Origin of the sequence: Arthrobacter arnarulunnguaqae, assembly GCF_051262515.1 — a bacterium.
Classification (GTDB): Bacteria; Actinomycetota; Actinomycetes; order Actinomycetales; family Micrococcaceae; genus Arthrobacter_N.
Genome location: NZ_JBIMER010000004.1, coordinates 70,233 through 90,437, shown reverse-complemented (window position 1 = coordinate 90,437; position 20,205 = coordinate 70,233). Strand labels below are relative to the sequence as shown.

The following is a 20,205-nucleotide window of genomic DNA, read 5'->3' as shown; positions in this document are numbered from 1 at the left end:
ATGAAGGCCCTGCCCGTCGAGCCCAGCAACGAACCGGTTGCCATCGGCTCCCGCATCCGCGCGGCACGCCAGGCGCAGCGGCTGACGATCGAGCAGGTTGCCGCGTCGACGGGGCTGACCAAGGGGTTCCTGTCCCGGGTCGAGCGGGATCTGACGTCGCCGTCGGTGGCGTCGCTGGTGACGCTGTGCCAAGTCCTGTCCGTGTCCGTGGGGGACCTGTTCGCGCAGCCGGAGACCCACGTGGTCCGGCTCGCCGACGCGCCGCGGGTTTCCCTGGGCGGCCACGGGATCGGGGAGCGGTTGCTCACCGCCCGCTCCGAGCGCCGGCTGCAGATGATCCGCGCCGTGATCGAGCCCCGCGGCACGGGCGAGACGGAACTGTATTCCGTCGACTGCGAGGCCGAGGTCCTGCACGTGGTCTCGGGCCGGTTCGTCATCATCTTCTCCAACGAGCGCTTCGAGCTGGAGGCCGGCGACACGGTCACCTTCCCGGGGCGCGAGCCGCATTCGTGGGTCAACCCCACGGACGAGGAATCGGTGGTCATCTGGACGCTGGTTCCCGCCGCCTCACGCTGACGGCCGCGAACGGGCTGGCTGCCGCCGGTTCTCCGCCTACCGCCGGAGCGCGGACGGGCGCGGCAAGTCCATGGCCTCCAGGACGTCCCCGAGGATCCGATCCAGTTCGAATCCGGCCTGCGTGACCTTGTTGATGCCGAACGCCGCGAGGCGGGCGCCGGGCTGCTCCACGGTCACCACCGTCCCGCCGTGCCGCGCCGCGTGCATTTCGAGCCGCAGCGGGAAGCCGGCCATCGTGGACGGATCGAGCCGGAACAGTCGAGCATGGATGCCGGGGCTGCCGAGCAGGTACGCGACGCTCTCGGTCGAGCTCCCCGCCAGCCGCATCAGCGGACCCGGGTCCTCGGTGGCGTAGCGGCACAGTCCATAGTGGGCGGAGGCCTCGGCCTCGCGCCGGATCGTGTCCCAGTCGGCCCTGCCCGAGGAGGCCTTGGAGGTCAGCCCCGCGGCATTCACTGCGGGAACCAGGTCCTCTAGACGACGCCGGAGCTCCCGGAGGGGGGCGGGGGTGCGGACGGAAATCCGGCGGGCGGCGTATTCCGTGGTGGTTTCGTCGGCGTCGTAGCTCACGCGTCCAACCTATGCTATGCCCGCGCCTTGACCGTGGCGTGCGACACAAATAGCATGGGTGGAAACGCTTGTTGCCCTCTGGACAACAAGCCAAACTGTCGAAGGGGCGCATGGCGGCATCGCCGTCGTCCTCCGGCTTCACACCGACACGGCGCCCGCGGCGCCATGCGAGGAGAACCATGCAAGAGATCCGCGTCGAGGCGAACGGGAACATCGGACCCATCGACTCCTCCCGCATACCGCGCTTCGCCGGGGCGGCGACGTATGCGCGCCTGCCGCGGCTGGACCAGGTCGGGGCGGCGGGCATCAAGGTGGTCGGCGTGCCGTTCGATGCCGGTGTCTCCTACCGTCCGGGCGCGCGCTTCGGCGCCAACCACGTGCGCGAGTCCTCGCGGCTGCTGCGTCCCTACAACCCCGCGCTGGACGTCAGCCCGTTCGAGAACGTCCAGGTGGCCGACGCCGGCGACATGGCCGTGAACCCGTTCAACATCAACGAGGCGATCGAAACCATCCAGGACAACGCCCTGAACCTGACGGCCGACGGCGCATCCCTGCTCACGATCGGCGGGGACCACACGATCGCCCTTCCGCTGCTGCGGGCAGCCGCCGAGCGTGCGGGGGAGCCGGTCGCGATGCTCCACTTCGACGCGCACCTGGACACCTGGGACACCTACTTCGGCGCGGAATACACGCACGGGACACCGTTCCGGCGCGCTGTGGAGGAGGGCATCCTGGACACGGAGGCCATCTCCCACGTCGGCACCCGCGGACCGCTCTACGGCAAGAAGGACCTGGACGACGACCGGCGCTTCGGCTTCGGGATCGTCACCAGTTCCGACGTCTACCACCAGGGGGTGGCCGAGGTCGTCGCGAAACTGCGGGACCGCATCGGCAACCGCCCGCTGTACATCTCGGTGGACATCGACGTGCTGGATCCGGCCCACGCGCCGGGAACGGGAACCCCGGAGGCCGGCGGCATCACGAGCCGCGAGCTGCTGGAGATCCTGCGCGGGATGCGCGGCATGAACCTGATCGGCGCCGACGTCGTCGAGGTGGCCCCCGCCTACGACCACGCCGAGATCACCGGCGTCGCGGCCTCGCACGTGGCCTACGACCTCGTTACCCTGATGGCGGACAAGCGCACCACGGATCGGAAGGACGCCTGATGGCGACGAACCAGACCACCGGCACGCAGGTCGGGACACCGGCGTCGTCCGCTTCGAAGGAGAACCGCAACGGCGGGGACCTCGTCATCGAGACGCTGGAGGCCCTGGGCGCGCGCACCGTGTTCGGCATCCCGGGGCAGCACGCGCTCGGGCTGTTCGACGCGCTCTCGCGCTCCGGCCTGCACTTCGTTTCCTCGCGCGTGGAGAACAACTCCGCGTTCGCCGCCGACGGCTACTCCCGGGCCACCGGCGAGGTCGGTGTGCTGTTCCTCTCCACCGGACCCGGCGCGCTGACGGCGTTGGCGGGACTCCAGGAGGCCTACGCGACCGGCGTGCCGATGGTGGTCGTGGCGAGCCAGATCCCGTTGGACGGGCTAGGCGCGCGGCGCAAGGGCATGCTCCACCAGCTGGACGACCAGAAGGCGTCCGCCGCCAACGTCACCAAGAGCCAGCGCACCGTGCACCACGCGTCCGGCATCCCGTCCGCCATCCAGGACGCTTGGGCCGACGCGATCACCGTCCCGCAGGGGCCGGTGTGGATCGAGGTGCCGCAGGACGTGCTCCTCGCTGAGGTGTTCGTGCCTCCCGTGGCCGACGCTTTGGCCGAGGCGTACGAGCACCCGCCGCGGGTGGAGCTGATCGACGAGGCCGTCCGGTGGCTTGCCGGCGCGAAGCGACCCGCGATCGTCGCCGGCGGGGGAGTCCGGCGGGCCGGCGCCAAGGACGCGCTGCTGAGCGTGGCAGAGAAGCTGCGCGCCCCGGTGGTGTGTTCGCCCGGCGGCAACGGCGCGTTCCCGTGGGAGCATCCGCTGAGCCTGCAGTCGTGGGTCGAGGACCGCCACGTCACCGAGGTGCTCGAGGAGGCTGACGTGCTGATCGTGGTCGGCTCGTCGCTGGGCGAGGTCACGTCCAACTACTTCACGCTGGAACCGCGCGGGCACCTGATCCAGATCGACGCCGAACCGCGCGTGTTGGAGTCCAACCGCCCGGCGCTGGGCATCCGGGCCGACGCCCGGGCCGCGCTGGAGTACCTCGACGCGGCGCTCGGGCGGGTTGGTGGCGGGGCCGTCGAGAAAACCTCCGCTCCGCAGCTTCCTTCCGCTCCCGACTGGAACGGCCAGATGCCGGAGGTCCTGGTGGCGGCGACCCTCGCGAAGGTCATGGCAAGGCTCGACGCGCAGGATCTCGGGAAGGAACGGACGTTCATGGCGGACATCCGCGCCGCCGTGCCGGATGCGATGCAGACGTTCTGGGACATGACGATCTCCGCCTATTGGGGATGGAGCTGCTGGGACGCGAAGTCCGGCGAGTTCCACTCCGCGCAGGGCGCCGGAGGTTTGGGCTATGGCTTCCCCTCCGCGATCGGCGGGGCGATCGGGTTGTCCGTGGCAGGCAAGTCCGGGCTCGAGGGGCGGGTGCTGGCGGTGTCCGGCGACGGTTCGGCGATGTACTCGATCGCCGAGCTGGCGACGGCCAAGCAGCACAACGCGCCGGTCACCTGGCTGATCGTCGACGACGGCGGCTACGGCATCCTGCGCGAATACATGGTCGGCGCCTTCGGCAAGGCGACCGCCACCGAGCTGGTCAGGCCGGACTTCGTGGCGTTGGCCGAGTCGTTCGGGGTGCCCGCCCGGCGAGTTGGGCCCGAGGGCGTGCGCGCGGCGTTGGAGGAGTCCTTTGCCGCGGACGGGCCGAATGTCGTGGTGGTCGAGACCCTGCTGCGGATGTTCGCTCCGACGCACTTGGACGACTAGCCGGAGCGGCTGGCCCCGTCTGGGGGTCGGCCGCCCGCCAACCGGACCGCCGCGCCTGTCCGTCCCCCGCTCCGCCTACCATCCGTCCCCGCCCGCCCCCGCCCCGTGCTCCCGTCGAGACCACCCAAAATCGCCATGGACGCCCGAAATTGCAGGGGGTCTCGACAATTCCGGAGGGTCTGGTTGCCGGGGTGTCCCCGCCGATGCTGCTCTGTCTCTGCCGGTGGCGGCCCGTCCGCCGGCTGCCCTGTCCTCTGACTGGTTTTTCCTGCGCCCTGCTGGCTTATCCACAGATTGCGTTTGCCGCCCTGGCCGGGAAGCTGTAGGTGGCAGGCTCGCACCATGAAGGACGTAACCAACCGACAAACTGGACCCGGCGCGGACGCGTGGGAGAACCCTCAGGGCGGGGCCAGCGCTGTGGATACGGCGGTGTCCCACCTTGAAGGTTTGTCCGATCTCAAGCGGCGGGACATCGGGGCGGCCGAGCTGAGAAAGTCCTTGGCCAGCGGAGAACTGGTTCGCGTGAGGCACGGTGTTTACTTGCCCGGAGCCGACGTCGCACGTCTCGCCCCGTGGGAGAAGGACGTGGTGAGCCTTCATGCCCAAGCCAGAAGCGCACGCGGGCAGACCGTGTTCGGTTTCGCTTCGGCAGCGCGGCTTTGGGGGCTCGATGTGTGGGGCGTTGACCGAAACTTGCACGTCGTCCAGCGTGCCAGCGTCGGCTCTCGCGTCTTCGGACAGCGCGTTGTCTCGCATAATTCGATGCTGACGGGCGCCCATGTTGGACGCTCACAGGGACTCAGCCTCACAGGGATCGAACGCACGGTCACCGATTGTTTGATGACGATGCCGTTCCTATCGGCTGTGATTCTCGCCGACTCGGCGCTCCGCGGAGGACTGCAACGCTCGAAGGTCGCGGAAATGTTGGACGCCCGCCCTAAAGCGCGAGGCGTTCGACGGGGCCGAACGGCCTTGGAGTTCGCCGATGGTCGATCGGAGTCCGTGGCGGAAGGCCGGTTGCGGGTCCTCTTGCACCAGTGGGGGATGCCACCGCCTGTTCTCCAGTGGGAGGTTCAGACGCGCCGAGGCCTGTTCCGTCCGGACTTCGCATGGCCCGAGTTCCGTTTGGCCATCGAAACTCATGGGAACGGCAAGTACTTCATGGAATCGCCCACGAACCAGAAGCTCATCCAAGAGCGGAAGCGTGAAGCCGCGCTCGCCGAAGAGGGGATCCGAGTGCTGAACATTTGGTGGGATCAGCTCGACGAGTCCGGGCTGCGCGGACGGGTGACGGCGCATCTCGCCTCGGCGAGAGATGCATTCCGGCAGGTCGCGTAAGTACCAACCGGTGCCCAACTGGCCCATCGACGTCGACGTGAAGCGTCGCAAGCCCTCGCCACTCGGCAGTACTTTTTATTTCCGCATCACACACAGATTCCAGGGGGACTCATGTCCAATCCGTACACTCCACCGTCACCGTCACCGTCACCGGGACCAGCGCCGAGGTATGGCCAGTCCGAACCCCAGACCTACGGGTCTAACGAGCCCGAAAAGGCTTCGGGTCTCACCGTGGCGGCTCTGGTGGTCGGGATTGTCGCCGTCTTCTTCGGTGTGATTCCGGCCGTTGGATTCCTATCCTTCGTGCTGGGCCCCGTGGCGATTGTTCTCGGCAGCGTGGCTCTGTTGAAAAGGCGTCCCAATAAGGTCTTCGCGATTGTCGGAATTGTCACCGGCGCGCTCGGTTTGCTGGCGGCGATCGTGCAGACTGTCCTTGCCGTTTTCCTCGTCAATTCCGTGACTTCGGTGGCCGGCGAGTCCGAGTCCTACACGTTCGAGGCGTCCGGCGAGTCCTACGTCGTGAGCTACATAACCAACGACATTCAGAACGTACAGACGGAGAGCGTCACCGGTCGATTTTCGACTGATGTCGAGGCCAGCCAACTCTTTGGAGTCATGTATGCGTACAACGATCCGGGCGTGACCGGCGAGGTTAGATGCCGCATCCTGGACGACTCCGGGATGCTCGTCTCGGAGCAGTCCGCCAGTGGCGCCCGTGCCTCGGTGGAATGTGTAATCGCAGAAGCCGGGTTGCCCTGACGCCATCGCCGCCCGACATAATGACTGCATGGACTCGTCAGTGAACGTGACGGTCGTTACACTTTAGGTCTCATGATTCCCGAGCAGCCACGCAGCGTCACGTCCCTACGATTCTCGACAGATGGCATCCAGCCGGTCAACCGGGTTCAGTTGTGGGAGCACCACAACGCCAAGGCGCTCATCGCTCTCGACATCCACACCATGGATGACCAGCCGCTGCGCGCCGCCGAGATCAATCTCCACTTCCCCTCCCTCAAGCTTGCCTCCGTCAAGGGCAGCAACCAGGTTGTCGAACGCAATGAGGCGTTCATCCGCAAGCACCCGATGAATGCCGTCGCGGTATTCTTCGCGCTCGAGGGCGAGGCGTTCTTCTATCACAAGGAAGGGTTCGAGGTCCTGCGCCCGGGGCAAGCCGTGATCTACGACGTCGACAGACCGTTCCTGCGTGGGTTCAGCAAGGGGCTGCGCGAAATGGTGCTGACCATTCCGCGCGAGGACTACCTGGAGATCACCGGCGGACGGCCCCTGAACAAGCCGATTGTCTTCGATTTCCGTGAGGAACAACCGGCTAATCGTAGGGCGTTCGCCCTGGCGAAACTGGTGTCCGAAGCGCTCGCGGCTCCGGGGGACGCCGGGGAGACTGAGTTCACAGCGATTGAGTTGCTGTCGGTCATGCTGGCGGGAGACCGCTGTGGAACCGGGGTCGGGCACCTGACTGCCGCTCGTTCCTACATCGACGACCACCTCGGTGACGTCGACCTGAGCGTGGCCAAAGTCGCGTCGACCGTCGGCATTAGCGAACGACATCTGGCCAGGCTGTTCGCCGACGTTGGGTCGCCGCCCAGTTCCTACATTTTGGAACGACGACTCGATCGAGCTCGGCAACTACTGACGGATCCTCTGGAAGTTAGGACGCCGGTTGCCGCGGTAGCCGCACGAAGCGGCTTCGCATCGCAGGCCTACTTCGCACGTGCCTACAAGTCCCGCTTTGAGACGACGCCCTCAGCGGACCGAAAATCCTCGGCCCTCCCGACACCGCGGAGCCAAGGGGTTGAACTCGGGGCACCGGTGAGGAAGGTCCGGTATTGTGAGGCGGCACCTGAGCGCGTCTGACTTTTTGCACTAGCCGGACATGTTCGAGCACGCACCGGACAGGATCCGACCGGCGACGCCGCATACCCTGTGATTCGGGACACGCTGGAGGGGTCAAGTAGTCCACCAGTCCACAGGAGCATCCGATGTCCGCATCAACAGCGATTGATCCCCGGGATTTGCGTCATGCGTTTGGCCGTTTCGGTACGGGTGTCACCGTTGTGACCACGACGTCCGACGACGGCGCCGACCACGGCGCAACGGTCAGCGCATTCACATCTGTTTCCTTGGATCCGCCCTTGGCGCAGGTCACGCTGATGCGCAGTTCCAAGGTCTCGACGCTGGTTGAGGACCGCCCATTCGCAATCAATGTGATGGCCCAAACTCAACTGGACACCTGCCTCCACTTTGCCGGCAAGCCGATGCGCAACGGACCTGGTTGGGGGAACAGCGCAACCGGTGTTCCTGTCCTCGCGGGCAATGCCGCGACCCTCGAGTGCCGCCCATGGGCGGTGTACGACGGCGGCGACCATCTGATCGTCGTCGGCGAAGTTGTGGCCCTCGATATCAGCCCGGAGGAACCGCTGCTGTTTTTCGGCGGCAAGTTCCACCACCTGGGCGGACTCGTCGGCGGAGCCCCTTGGGAGCAGTGTGGCGACGGCTATGCGGCGGGGTGGATCGCCGGCGCCGCGTCACTGCGGCCACTGGCCTCGGTCTAGCCCGGTCGCATTCCCAACCCACCTTCATCCCGCCAGATAAACGATCCGTAGCCCGAATCATCACAGAACCCGCGTGCCGCACGGCGACGTTGCCTGCGGACGAATGAAAGGACCTCGTCATGACCGAAACTCTCGAAACCCCGTCCAGCGCTTCCACACAGGGCACGTCGGTGCCGGATATGTCGGAGCGGACGAAGCCGGCGAACCCGTTGTTGCCGCAAACCGGCGACGAGTACATCGAGTCGTTGCGTGATGATCGCGAGGTCTGGATCTATGGCGAACGGGTCAAGGACGTCACGACGCATCCGGCGTTCAGGAACTCGATCCGGATGGCCGCGCGGCTGTACGACGGTTTCCACGATCCGGCTGTTTCGGGCAAGCTCCTGGTGCCCACGGACACCGGGTCCGGCGGGCTGACCCACCCGTTTTTCAAGGCCGCTCGCTCGGTGGAGGACCTGAAGTCATCGAGGACGGCGATCGAGACGTGGGCGCGGATGTCCTACGGGTGGATGGGACGCTCCCCGGACTACAAGGGAGCGTTCCTTGGGACCCTGGGCGGGATGCCCGACTTCTACGAACCGTTCCAGGACAACGCGAACCGCTGGTACAAGGAATCCCAGGAGAAGGTCCTGTACTGGAACCACGCGATCATCAACCCGCCGGTGGACCGCCATCTGCCCCCGGACCAGGTCGGGGACGTTTTCATGAAGGTTGAGAAGGAAACCGACGCCGGGCTGGTCGTTTCCGGGGCGAAGGTCGTGGCGACGGGTTCGGCCATCACCCAGTACAACTTCATCGCCCACTACGGGCTGCCGATCAAGAAGAAGGAGTTCGCGCTGATCTGCACCGTCCCGATGGACGCTCCCGGCGTTAAGCTGATCTCCCGTGCCTCGTATTCGCACCAGGCCGCGGTGATGGGCACCCCATTCGACTACCCGCTCTCGAGCCGGCTGGACGAGAACGATTCGGTGTTCGTGTTCGACAAGGTCCTCATCCCCTGGGAGAACGTCTTCGCGTATGGCGACGTGGAGAAGATCAACAATTTCTTCCCGCAGACCGGGTTCATCAACCGGTTCACGTTCCAGGGCGTGATCCGTCTGGCCGTGAAGCTCGACTTCATCGCCGGGCTGCTGCTGAAAGCGCTGGAGATCGCCGGGACTAAGGACTTCCGCGGGGTCCAGGCCCGCGCCGGAGAGGTCCTTGGGTGGCGGAACATGTTCTACGCCCTCGCCGACGCGATGGCGCTGAACCCCGATGGGGGACCGGACGGGACCGTGCTGCCCAAACTCGACTACGGGCTCTCATACCGCATGTTCATGGCCACCGGCTACCCCCGGATCAAGGAAATCATCGAGCAGGACGTCGCGTCCGGGCTGATCTACCTCAACTCCTCCGCCCTGGACTTCAAGACCCCCGAGATTCGCCCCTACCTGGACAAGTACGTCCGCGGCTCCGACGGCATCACGGCCGTGGACCGAGTCAAGCTCATGAAACTGCTATGGGACGCGATCGGCACCGAATTCGGCGGCCGTCACGAACTCTACGAACGGAACTACTCCGGCAACCACGAGAACGTCAAGGCCGAAATCCTCTTCGCTGCCCAAGCGCAAGGAACCACCGACATGATGACAGGCTTCGCTGAAACCTGCATGGCCGAATACGACCTCGACGGCTGGACGGCGCCGGACCTCATCAACAACGACGACGTCAGCATCTTCCTCAAACGGAGCTGAGACCAATAGAGTACGACGGCGGCCCGCCGGGGTCCGCGCTCAGGCGCGGGACCGGTGGGCTGCAGTATTTCAAGTGTGTCCGTCGGCGGTGGGGAACCCAGACATCGCGAGTCTTTAGTCCTAATTCTGCCCAAACGACTATTCGTCGAACGGTGAGGAGCATCCGGGGCCGTTGGGGTTCTCCTCGCAGCTCGAGTCGACGACGATTTTCTTGGTCCGCCACACGCTCACCTCGGCGCCGGGGCTGGGAACCATGGCCATCCCGGCGACCGGCATCCACGGGCCGCCGGCTACGGAGAATTGTCCGGTGTAAACAGTGGTCAGCCCGATCGGGTAGTCGCCTGTTTCAGCGTAGACGTGGCTGGTGGCCGTTTCCGTTTCGAATAGTTCGCCATTCACCGGCGCACCGGGGTCGGTGGTCGTCCGCCTAGAACCGTCACCGTAGTTCCACCGGTACTCGTAAGGGATTGCTCGGACGGCAACTGACTGTCCAAGGATCGTCGTCGTCAGCGTCCTGGTTGCGGACGAGGCATAGATGTTGGTGTGCGCATTCCGCAGCGAAAAGCCTTCCAAATCCATTTCGATCGTTGAGGGCTGGATGGGCAACGATTGGAAGTCTTGGGCTGTCAGTACTACGAGCGTGTCATCAGAATCCGTGGCTGTGACGGGGATTTCTTGGCTACCCTCGCATCCTTGGCGGCCCACTGGAACAAGATTGGGAGTGCGGCGTGTGTATGTGTAATAGGAAACGAACACAGCATCGGGTCCGCATCGATCTTTCATTTGGGTCATGCAACTGATGTCTATGTTTCCGGTGGATACGTTCGCGCAGTAGGGAGCCCAAGTAGTCATCGGCGTATTTTCGTCGATTGTGGTGCCGAATGCGGTACCACGGTTACCGTTGGACTTGCCACTCTCCTGTCCGGCGGGGGCGTCGCCTGGGGCGATGTAATCGGCCACGTTAGATTTGCGTACTTCTATACGGTCCGCGTTGAGGCCGACTTCAGGCGAATCGCTAGGCACGCTGTTCCCGGTCCAAATCGAGTTGAACGCCACCACCACCGATATAGCGGGCAAGTACCATTTGCTCGCATTGATTGACCCCAGAATCCTAGTCACGGGGCGACCCTATTCGTCCCCTACGAGGGCGGCCATCTTCCAACCACCGGATTTCGAATAAGTTGCATGGAAGTTCAAGTCATGAGTAGTCGCCTTTGTCAGCCCGTCTGGGATTGGCTGACCTGCTGGTGAGAAAGGTTGGCTCTTGGATTCACGGAGTTGGACGGCTGCTTGGTAGAGATCCTGAATGTCCTTTTGAAGCGGCGTATAGAACTCAGTCACCTTGATGTCACCACCGACAATCCACCCCCCGTCTGCATACGCGTCCTTCATGGTTCTGCCTCGCTCCACGCAAATTCCACATTTTTCCATCGAGACCTTGTCCATTGGCGCTGTGTCCCCAGTTGCCATGCCGTAGTTCTGCGCCTCAAACCAGTAATTGACGAAGGCCTCGTACCCCTCCTTAGTGAACTCCTTGGCTTCCGCCGGCATCTTCGGTTTCGGGAGGTTCTTGGCGGGGGACGACGATGTGGCCGCCTGGGGACGTGGTGGGGCACTGGACGTGGCTGGTGCCGAGGACGATGCAGTTGTGCTGGGCGTCGCTGGCTCCGAAGTTCTCCCCTCGGACTCGGGAGAGCCCGCGCAGGCTGTCAGTGCGAGACACCCTGCGGCGGCTACGGCCAGTGCGGAGCGGAAGCGGGCGGTTGCGATCGTACTCATGGGCCCCTCGTGCATTGAATATTGACATTCCATGTAAATCGATCATAACGCGAAAAAGGCATCCCCGCAGAGTTGTCCACAGGTGCCAGACGCTTCATGACGCACGTCGAAACCACCGATAGGCGAATCTAGAAGTCCATCGTGAACCGCCGAGCCACCCCGTCCCGCACGCCCGGAACGGACAACGCCAACCGCATGGCGCCGTTGCGAATCGCCAGCACCGAAGCGGGCAGCGGTCGCCCCAGCGCCATGTTCAGATGGGCCTGGCGTCCGGCGATCCGAGCGGCGGACAGCCGGTTTCGCGAGAAGGCGGCCCATTCCTCGGGCCCGGCGGTACCCCCGCTAATCAGCTCCGCCACAGCGGCCGCGTCCTGCAGGCCCAGCGTGATGCCCTGACCGCCGATCGGACTGATCTCATGCGCCGCATCACCGACCAGCACCACCGACCCCGCGGTCTCCAGGCCCGCGCCCGCGACCATCGACGCCACGGACCGCCGCCGCGTCCCGAAAACACTCGTCATGGTGCAGCCCGCAGCGTCGATCGAGTGCCCGGTCCGCGCGAGCACCTCCTTGGCGATCCATCGCGGGGTATCGGCGGACGGCGCCGGTTCCTCCATCCCGCGCAACCGCACCACCCAGCGCCTCGTTCCGCCGGGTAGCGGGAAACTCTCGACAATCCCGGCGGCGTGCAGGAAGAGGACGGCCGTGGATCCGAAACCCGTCGTGTCTGGGAAGTCGCCCATCGCGTAACGGTCCGGATGGGCGCGCCCGCGGAACGCCAAGCCCGCCGCCCCCCGGACCGCGGACCGCACGCCGTCGGCCCCGACCAGCCGGCGGGCACCTTCGATTGCTTCCGAGTCCGCTCCGCCATCGGTGCGGACACGTACGGCGGCGACCGCGCCGGAGCCGTCCCTTGGCCCAGCACCGCCCGCGGAACCGGCAACACTGAACCCGGTGACCCGCCGACCGCGGACCAGCGAGCCGGGGGAGACCTCCTCCAGCCGCTCGGCGAGCAGGGCCACGGTCCGCGCCTGGGGCAGCGCGAGCACATACGAATGACGGCCGGAAACCGCGCCGAAATCGATCCGCGCCACCTCGCGTCCGGAGGACAGCGCCACGCCGTCCCGGATCCGGACCCCCCCGGCTACGGCCCGGCCCCCGACTCCGGCAAGGTCCAGCACGTCGAGCGCGGGAGGGTGCAAACCGATCGCGCGCGAGTGGACGTCCGGAACGACCGCGGGCTCCAGCACCCGCACGGCCACACCGCGCTGCGCCAGCAAGACGGCGAGGCACAGCCCCGCGGGACCCGCGCCGGCGATCAGGACCGGTCCGTCGGCGCTCATGAACGATCCGATCCCGATCAGTCCCCGGCCACGGAGCGGCGAACGACGCCGGTGCCCCTTGCGTTTCCCGCGCCGCGGAACACCAACAGGTTGCGGAACGGCGCGCGCGTCTCCACGCTCCACCCGGCCCGCGCAACGGCCCGCAGCTCCGACGGCGAATAGCTCCGGCGCAACGACGTCAGCCCATCGCGCCGGATGAACGTGCGGACCGCGAACGGCAAGGCCGCGACAGCGAACAACGCGTACGCCACGGCCGACCGGCGGAGGTCAGCGTGCACCGCCGCATGGACCGCCAGCTCTTCGGAGTCGCGGAGCAGTGCCTCGAATTCGGCGGGAGTGAGGTGGTGCAACACGTGGTTGGACAGAACGACGTCGAACCGCGCCCCTTCCGCGACGAGGTCGGTGCTCGTGGCCCGCCGAAACTCCACGTCCGGATGCGTCGCCGCCGCGAATGCGTGGGCCGCCGGGTTGGGGTCGACGCCGGTGACGCGCAGCGAATACCCGTCTCGGTCCGCGCGGCGGGCAAGGTAGGCGGCGATGTCGCCGCCGCCGGAACCGACATCGAGCACCGTGCCCGTCCGGCCATGCGCCAGGTGGGGCCGCACGAACTCGGCGTAGAGCTGTCCCGGGCGCGAGAAGCACCAATTGACCGGCCAAAACGCCGCATAGGTTCGGCGCAGCGTCGCGGGGTCGGCGTCCGCGCGGTCCATCTCCTCGACGGCGGTGGCGTCACGGGCCGCCAAAGGCGGACGGAGCCGCGGCGGACGGGCCCGCGGCGGCCACCCGAGGCGCGGCGGCAGCCGGCGCCTAAGCCCCGGCATCGGGAAGGCGAACCGTCATCAGCGCCGTCTCCACCGTCAGCCCCGGCCCGAACGCCATCGAGCACACGCGGTCGCCGTCGCGCGCGGCGCGGGCCACGGACAGATGGTCCCCGCCGGAATCGTCTCCACCTGCAGCGCCCCCGCCGCCCCCAGCGCCGGTGGCGACGGCTTCGCCAGCCCCGACAACTGCGGCGTCGGCAGCCCCCGCAACGACGGCCTCGCCCGCGCCCACCGCCACGGCCACCGGCTGCTCCGCGGCGTCGAGGATGTCCTTGAGCACGAACATCACGGTCGCGCTGCTCATGTTGCCGTAGTCGCGCAAGACCCGCCGGGCCGGCACGAGCTGCGCGTCGGACAGCCCCAACCGGTTCTGCACGCGGTCCAGGATGGCGCGGCCGCCGGGGTGGATTCCCCAGTGCGCGACGTCGCCGAACTCCGTCCCCGCCAACGACGGATCCCGCGCGAACAGCGGCTCCAGGGCGCCGACGATGTGGTCGTCGATGATGTGCGGCACGTAGGTCCCCAGCACCATCTCGAATCCCTCGTCGCCGATGTTCCACGCCATCGAATCCTCGCCGACCGGCGTGAGCACGGTTTCGAAGTGGTCCAAACTCAGCGAAGCGCCGACGTCGGGCAGGTCCCGCGCCGTCACGACGGCGGCCGACGCACCGTCGGCGAACAACGCAGATCCCATGATGGTGTCCGGGTCGTTGGAGCTGCGCACGTGGAGCGAGCAGAGCTCGGCGCAAACCACCAGCACGACGGCGTTCGGCTCGGCTACGCAGAACTGCTTGGCCGCGCGCAGGGCCGGGAAGGCGGCGTAGCATCCCATGAAACCGAGGTGGTAGCGCTGCACGGACGGGGACAGGCCGAGCGCGCGGACGAGCTGGTAGTCCGGCCCGGGATTGTAGAAACCGGTGCAGGAAACCGTGACGACGTGCGTGACGTCCTCGGGGCCGAGCCCCGCCGCGGCGAGAGCCTTGCCGCCGGCCTCCATGAACAGGGGTCCGGCCTGCTCGGCGAAGATCGCATTGCGGACCTTCGTGCTCGGGCTCAGCAGCAGGCCGCTGCGGGCGTCGAAGAACACGGGCTCCGCGGAATCGTTGTCCACGGTCAGTTCGGTGACGGCGGTGCGACGCGTACTGATCTGCGCGGAGTTGAAGGACGTGGCGACCAGCCGCTGCCCGAGGCGCGTGAGGCCGGGCTGGGCGGCGAACACGTCGCGCGCCTGGTCCTGGTGGAGGATCGTTGGCGGAACGGCTGTCTGGATCGTGCGCAACATGACGGGCATGTCCTGAGCCTAGGTGTGGGCCCACCGCGCGTAAAGCGGATTCGACGAAGGCAGCTGTCGGCCCCTCCCGTTTCGACTGAGGTAGATGTCGCTATTGGGCCGAATCCGGACATCTACCTTCGTCGAAACGGGGGAGGGCGGGGCTAGCCTTCGTCGAAAAGTGCGGGCGGCGCCGGGCGGGAGGCGCGGCGGGCGGCGACGATGTCCCCGACGATGCGCACCGCCGTCGTCGCGTTGGACCCGGGGGCGAACGCGACGTAGCAGGGCGCCTCCTGCGCGGGGCGGTCCTCGTCGTCGTAGCGGAACGGCAGGTACGTGCCCCCGGCCTGGCGGACGATCAGCGCCCCGGCGGCGATGTCCCACGGGTTCGTGTCCAGGCCCATCGTGACGTCGGCCCACCCCGCGGCGACGTGCGCGAGCATCAGCGCGCCGCTCACCTTGCGGCGCAGCGTCGCGTACGTGGTGACCAGTTCGGCGAACGAATCGAGGCCCAGCTGCCCGTCGAGCGCGAGGGCCTCGGCGGAGGGGTAGTCCGTCATGATGGACGCCCTGGCCTCGTCGGACTGGCCGGCGGGGCGAAGGGGCTCGCCGTTGAGGTAGGCGCCGTCCAGGTCGGCGGCGAACACCAGCTCGGCGACGGGATCGTAGACGACGCCGGCGAGCAGCTCGCCGTCGAGCGCCGCGGCGATGGAGACGCAGAAGAACGCGACGCCGTGCGCGAAGTTGCTGGTGCCGTCGATGGGGTCGACGATCCACTCGATCCGGCCGGATCCGCGGTGGCCGCCCTCCTCGCCGAGAATCCGGCTGTCCGGCTCCGCGGCGAACAGGTGCGCCGCGATGGCCTCCTCGGAGGCGCGGTCGTGTTCGGTCACCAAATCGTGGTGGTTTTTCTTCTCGTCGATGCGGAAGTCGGAGCGGAAGGCCGCCCGGAGCATCGGCCCGACGCCGGTGGCGGCGTCCTCGGCGATCCGGCGGAGGTTGGCGGACAGTTGGCGGGCGTTCTGGGAAGCATCCACGAAGCCAGCCTAGCGGCCGGGACGACCGGTGAGGTGCGGCACATTACTTCACAGGGGCAACTAAAACAGGTTATGGTTGCTTGAGGCAATATTCGCCTTCGTCAACTATCAGAAGGCCCGGCCCGATCCTTGAATCCCGCATCAACACCCCCGAAGGGAAGTCCCGTGCCGCTTCACGCCGCCACGGCAGCCGATCTGGTCGGCAGCGTCCAGTCCCTGCACCAGGTCCTCAAGTGCGTCGCGTACGCCGGCGTGCGGCCGGGGGAGCCGGGCATCGGCCAACAGGCGGTCCTCGGCCGGGTGCGCGACAGCCAGCCGGTCCGGGCCACCGACATAGCCCGCCGGCTCGGCGTCGGTCCGGCCGCGCTGAGCCGCCACGTCACCGAACTCGAGGCCGCCGGGATGGTCGTTCGCGAGGCCGACCCCGTCGACGCAAGGGCTCAACTGCTCCGGCTCACCGCGCAAGGGGACGCCGCCGTCGAGCGCGGTCTGGCGCGCCGTGCGGAGCTGCTCGGGGAACTGCTGGACGGTTGGGACGAGGCCCGGGCGCGGGACGCCGTCGCACTCCTCGACGAGATCTCGGGAGTGCTGCGCGAGGGACTCGCCCGCGAATCGGCCGGCGCAACCGGCCCGGCGGCCACCGGCCACGCAGCCGCCCGCGAGTCGGACGGGGGCGCGAAGTGAGCGCCGGCGTCGACCCCCGGACGGGCGCCGCGGCCGCGCCGCCCCAACGCGACGCACTGGCCGACATCCCGCAGATGACCCAAAAGGAGGTCCTGCGCGCGCTCGTCGGCGTACTGGCCAGCTTCTTCGCCGCCATGCTCGCGGCCACGATCGTGTCCATCGCCCTCCCGACCATTATGGCCGAACTCGGCGGCTCGCAGACCGACTTCGCGTGGGTCATCACCGCCGCCCTGCTCGCCAACGCGGCCAGCACGCCGATCTGGGGCAAGCTCGCGGACCTCTTCGACAAGAAGAAGCTGACCCAGATCGGCATCCTCATTTTCGTCATCGGATCCCTGCTGGCCGGCTTCGCCCAGGACATCCCCATGCTGATGGGCGCGCGCGTCATCCAGGGCCTCGGGATGGGCGGCCTGACGGCCATGGGCATGGCGGTCATCGGCAGCATCATCCCGCCGCGCGAACGCGGCCGCTACTCCGGCTACTTCGGCGCGGTCATGGCCGTCGCGACGGCCGGAGGGCCGCTGCTCGGTGGCTTCATCGTGGACACGCCCCTGGGTTGGCGGTGGACCTTCTGGATCGGCATCCCCCTGGCGCTGCTGTCCATGGTGCTGATCCACAAGACGCTCCACCTGAAGCACACCCCGCGCAAGGTCTACATCGACTGGGCCGGAGCCACGCTGGTCACCGCGTCCGTGAGCACGCTGCTGATCTGGGTGTCCTTCGTGGGCCAGGCCGGCCACTTCGCGTGGGCCTCGTGGCAGACGGCCGCCATGGTCGGGGCCTCGCTGGCCATGATCGTGGTCCTGCTCTTCGTCGAATCGCGTGTCCCGGAACCGGTGATCCCGCTGAAGATCATCGCCCAGCGCACCACCGCGTTGGCCATCGTCGCCTCGATCGCGATCGGCGTGGGCATGTTCGGCTCCGGAGCGTTCCTCGGCCAGTTCTTCCAGCTCTCCGCCGGCGCGACGCCGACCATGGCCGGCGTCTTCACCCTGCCCATGATCCTGGGCAACCTGGTCGGGTCCGTGGTCTCCGGCCAGCTCATCAGCCGCTTCGGACGCTGGAAGGTCTTCCTGGTCGTCGGTTCGCTGCTGAACGTGTCCGGCCTGGGGCTGCTGGGCACCATGACCCACGCGACGCCGTACTGGATCCTCGCGCTGGGGATGCTGCTCAACGGCCTGGGCATGGGCATGATGCTGCAGAACCTGGTCCTGGCCGTGCAGAACACGGTCAAGGTCACCCAGATCGGCACGGCCAGCTCGTCCGTCGCGTTCTTCCGCTCCGTCGGCGGGGCGTCGGGCGTCGCGGTCCTCGGCGCCGTGCTCTCCGAACGCGTCGGCACGCTCACCCTGGACGGACTCCGCGCCGCCCACCTGATCGCGCCCGACGGCGGCGGCAGCCCGGTCGCCGGGGTGTCCACCATGGACGTCTCGGCGCTGCCGGACAACGTGCAGTCGATCGTGCAGGGCGCATTCGGGGACGCGACGGCCGCCGTCTTCCTGATCTCGGCCGCGGTGGCCCTCGTGGCGTTCGTCTGCGTGTTGTGCATCAAGGAGGTCCCGCTGCGCCGGTCCGTCTGACCGGCGGAACCCACCGGCACGACGGCGGTGCCGCGCCTTGCGGCCGCGAGGCGTGGCACCGGCGTCGTTCTATGTCTTCAGGCGCCCCGCGGGCGGGTGGTACTAAGGATAAGGAACGCAGGGAAGACGACGCGGCGGACAACGACGAAGACCGAAGGGCGGGGTCGATGGAACAGCGGCTGGTGGCGGACACGATGGTGGAACGCCTCGAAGCCTGGGGCGTCAAGCGCGTCTTCGGCTACAGCGGGGACGGGATCAACACGTTCCTGGGAGCCCTGCGGCGGGCGGAGAACGGACCCGAGTTCGTCCAGGCCCGGCACGAGGAAAGCGCGGCGTTCATGGCCGTGGCCCACGCCAAATACGGCGGAGGGGTCGGCGTCGTGACGGCGACGCAAGGGCCCGGCGCGGTCCACCTGCTCAACGGGCTCTACGACGCCAAGCTGGACGGCGTGCCGGTGGTGGCGATCGTCGGACAGCAGGAGCTGTCCGTGCTGGGTTCGCAATACCAGCAGGAGATCGACCTCGTGACCCTTGTCAAGGACGTGGCCGCGCGGTTTTCCCAGCAGGTGTCCGATCCGGAGCAGTTGCCCATGGTGCTGGACCGGGCGTTCCGGACGGCGCTGGCGACGTCGTCCCCGTGCGTGGTGGTGGTGCCGCACGACGTGCAGCAGATGCCGGCGCCGGAACTCGAGCGCGAACATGGCACGGTGGTGACAGCGCCGAGGTTCGAGCGGCCCCACGTGGCGCCGCGCCGCGCGGAGCTGGAGGCGGCCGCGGAGCTGCTCAACGCCGGGCGCCGCGTCGCGCTGCTGGTCGGCCAGGGCGCGGCGGGCGCCCGGGACGAGGTCGAGGCCGTCGTCCGGCGGCTCGGGGCCGGTGTGACCACCAGCCTGCTGGGCAAGCCGCACGTCGACGAGACCGCGGACTACAGCACCGGGGTGATGGGCCACCTCGGAACGTCGGCCAGCGGATGGCTGATGGAGCACTGCGACACCTTGCTGATCGTAGGATCAAACGACCCGTGGACCGAGTTCTACCCGCCGCCGGGCGCCGCCCGCGCGGTGCAGATCGACAACGACGCGAGCAAGATCGGCAACCGCTACCCCGTCTCCGTGGGGCTGGTCGGCGACGCCGCCGGCACGCTGGCGGCGTTGTTGGAACTGCTCCGGCCACGGACCGACGGCGACTGGGCCGGCCGGGTCGCCCAGGCCGTCGGCGACTGGCATCGGCTCTCTGCGGAGCGGGCCGCGACGCCGGCCGAACCCGTGAACCCGGAGCGCGTGGCCCGCGAGCTCAGCGACCGGCTGCCGGCGGACGCCCAGGTCGCGATCGACGTCGGAAGCTGCGTCTATTGGTACGCCCGCCAGCTGCGCCTGCCGCCCGGCGTGCCCGCCCACCTCAGCAGCACCCTGGCGAGCATGGGGTGCGGCGTTCCGTACGGACTGGCCGCCAAGCTGTTGGCGCCGGAGAGGCCCGTGGTGGTGCTCGCCGGGGACGGCGGCATGCAGATGAGCGGCATCGCGGAGCTGGTGACGGTTTCACGGCTGTGGCGGCAGTGGGCCGATCCGCGGTTTGTGGTGTGCGTGCTGAACAACGGCGACCTGGCCGAGGTCACCTGGGAGCAACGCGAAACCGAGGGCGACCCGCGGTATGCCGCCTCGCAGAACCTGCCGCCCTTCCCGTTCGCCGGATACGCGGACGTGCTGGGGCTGCGCGGGATTACGGTCGAGGATCCGGAACTGCTCGGCGCGGCCTGGGACGAGGCGTTCGAATCGAAGGTCCCGGTGGTGCTGGACGTCCAGACCGACGCGTCCGTGCCGCTGCTGCCGCCCTTCCCGCACGGTGCGCGCAAGGCCGAGACGATGCGCGCGGGGCTGAGGCAGGAGGGCGCCTCGGGGGAGCGCGCCCTGCGCCTGCTGGACACGTACGTGGCCCAGGAGGAGCGGCTCTTCGGGGACGGCGCGTCAGGCCCGGCGTAGGGCGG

At 67.7% G+C, this 20,205-nt stretch carries 18 protein-coding genes; 11 read left to right on the top strand and 7 right to left on the bottom strand.

The window, feature by feature from the left end; genetic code table 11:
- Entirely contained in the window at positions 1-576 is a 576-nt protein-coding gene (locus tag ACHAAJ_RS05780) for a cupin domain-containing protein (RefSeq protein WP_435727046.1), read from the top strand.
- A gap of 36 nt (positions 577-612) precedes the next feature.
- Here ACHAAJ_RS05780 and ACHAAJ_RS05775 read toward each other — a convergent pair whose 3' ends face one another.
- Complete coding sequence (locus ACHAAJ_RS05775; protein WP_435727045.1) at positions 613-1,146, bottom strand: hypothetical protein; 534 nt, start codon at positions 1,144-1,146, stop codon at positions 613-615.
- A 179-nt stretch (positions 1,147-1,325) separates the two neighbouring features.
- Between ACHAAJ_RS05775 and speB the strand changes: the two genes are divergently transcribed.
- From speB to ACHAAJ_RS05740, 7 genes are all read left to right on the top strand, one after another.
- The gene (gene speB / locus ACHAAJ_RS05770; protein ID WP_435727044.1) at positions 1,326-2,312 is read left to right on the top strand and encodes an agmatinase; all 987 of its coding nucleotides are present in this window, start codon (positions 1,326-1,328) and stop codon (positions 2,310-2,312) included.
- Positions 2,312-4,066: a thiamine pyrophosphate-binding protein gene (locus ACHAAJ_RS05765; RefSeq protein ID WP_435727043.1), complete on the top strand. Its 1,755-nt coding sequence runs from the start codon at positions 2,312-2,314 to the stop codon at positions 4,064-4,066. Before speB ends, ACHAAJ_RS05765 begins: the two co-directional genes overlap by 1 nt.
- A gap of 342 nt (positions 4,067-4,408) precedes the next feature.
- The gene (locus ACHAAJ_RS05760) at positions 4,409-5,404 is read left to right on the top strand and encodes a hypothetical protein (RefSeq protein WP_435727042.1); all 996 of its coding nucleotides are present in this window, start codon (positions 4,409-4,411) and stop codon (positions 5,402-5,404) included.
- A 231-nt stretch (positions 5,405-5,635) separates the two neighbouring features.
- The gene (locus ACHAAJ_RS05755) at positions 5,636-6,163 is read left to right on the top strand and encodes a hypothetical protein (protein WP_435727041.1); all 528 of its coding nucleotides are present in this window, start codon (positions 5,636-5,638) and stop codon (positions 6,161-6,163) included.
- 72 nt (positions 6,164-6,235) lie between these two features.
- Positions 6,236-7,276, top strand: coding sequence for a helix-turn-helix transcriptional regulator (locus tag ACHAAJ_RS05750; protein ID WP_435727040.1), 1,041 nt, complete (start codon positions 6,236-6,238; stop codon positions 7,274-7,276).
- 125 nt (positions 7,277-7,401) lie between these two features.
- Entirely contained in the window at positions 7,402-7,974 is a 573-nt protein-coding gene (locus ACHAAJ_RS05745; protein ID WP_435727039.1) for a flavin reductase family protein, read from the top strand.
- Positions 7,975-8,093: 119 nt separating this feature from the next.
- Positions 8,094-9,707 (top strand): 4-hydroxyphenylacetate 3-hydroxylase family protein, encoded by a 1,614-nt coding sequence (locus tag ACHAAJ_RS05740; protein WP_435727038.1) that lies wholly within the window; start codon positions 8,094-8,096, stop codon positions 9,705-9,707.
- 138 nt (positions 9,708-9,845) lie between these two features.
- On the opposite strand, the gene ACHAAJ_RS05735 is transcribed toward ACHAAJ_RS05740, so the two are convergent.
- From ACHAAJ_RS05735 to ACHAAJ_RS05710, 6 genes are all read right to left on the bottom strand, one after another.
- Positions 9,846-10,826 (bottom strand): hypothetical protein, encoded by a 981-nt coding sequence (locus ACHAAJ_RS05735; protein WP_435727037.1) that lies wholly within the window; start codon positions 10,824-10,826, stop codon positions 9,846-9,848.
- A gap of 9 nt (positions 10,827-10,835) precedes the next feature.
- The gene (locus tag ACHAAJ_RS05730) at positions 10,836-11,486 is read right to left on the bottom strand and encodes a DUF6318 family protein (protein ID WP_435727036.1); all 651 of its coding nucleotides are present in this window, start codon (positions 11,484-11,486) and stop codon (positions 10,836-10,838) included.
- Between the two features lie 128 nt (positions 11,487-11,614).
- Positions 11,615-12,829, bottom strand: a complete 1,215-nt coding sequence (locus tag ACHAAJ_RS05725) for an FAD-dependent oxidoreductase (RefSeq protein ID WP_435727035.1) — start codon at positions 12,827-12,829, stop codon at positions 11,615-11,617.
- Positions 12,830-12,846: 17 nt separating this feature from the next.
- Positions 12,847-13,572, bottom strand: coding sequence for a methyltransferase domain-containing protein (locus ACHAAJ_RS05720; protein ID WP_435727034.1), 726 nt, complete (start codon positions 13,570-13,572; stop codon positions 12,847-12,849).
- 64 nt (positions 13,573-13,636) lie between these two features.
- Complete coding sequence (locus ACHAAJ_RS05715; protein WP_435727033.1) at positions 13,637-14,941, bottom strand: type III polyketide synthase; 1,305 nt, start codon at positions 14,939-14,941, stop codon at positions 13,637-13,639.
- 143 nt (positions 14,942-15,084) lie between these two features.
- A complete protein-coding gene (locus ACHAAJ_RS05710; protein WP_435727032.1) occupies positions 15,085-15,957 on the bottom strand; it encodes an inositol monophosphatase family protein in 873 nt (290 codons plus the stop codon).
- Between the two features lie 165 nt (positions 15,958-16,122).
- Here ACHAAJ_RS05710 and ACHAAJ_RS05705 point away from each other — a divergent pair, with 165 nt between their 5' ends.
- The 3 genes from ACHAAJ_RS05705 (at position 16,123) to ACHAAJ_RS05695 (ending at position 20,200) form a co-directional block, all read left to right on the top strand.
- Entirely contained in the window at positions 16,123-16,641 is a 519-nt protein-coding gene (locus tag ACHAAJ_RS05705) for a MarR family winged helix-turn-helix transcriptional regulator (protein WP_435727031.1), read from the top strand.
- 74 nt (positions 16,642-16,715) lie between these two features.
- Complete coding sequence (locus tag ACHAAJ_RS05700; protein WP_435727165.1) at positions 16,716-18,221, top strand: MFS transporter; 1,506 nt, start codon at positions 16,716-16,718, stop codon at positions 18,219-18,221.
- Between the two features lie 167 nt (positions 18,222-18,388).
- Positions 18,389-20,200, top strand: coding sequence for a thiamine pyrophosphate-requiring protein (locus ACHAAJ_RS05695; RefSeq protein WP_435727030.1), 1,812 nt, complete (start codon positions 18,389-18,391; stop codon positions 20,198-20,200).
- Positions 20,201-20,205 lie beyond the last annotated feature (5 nt).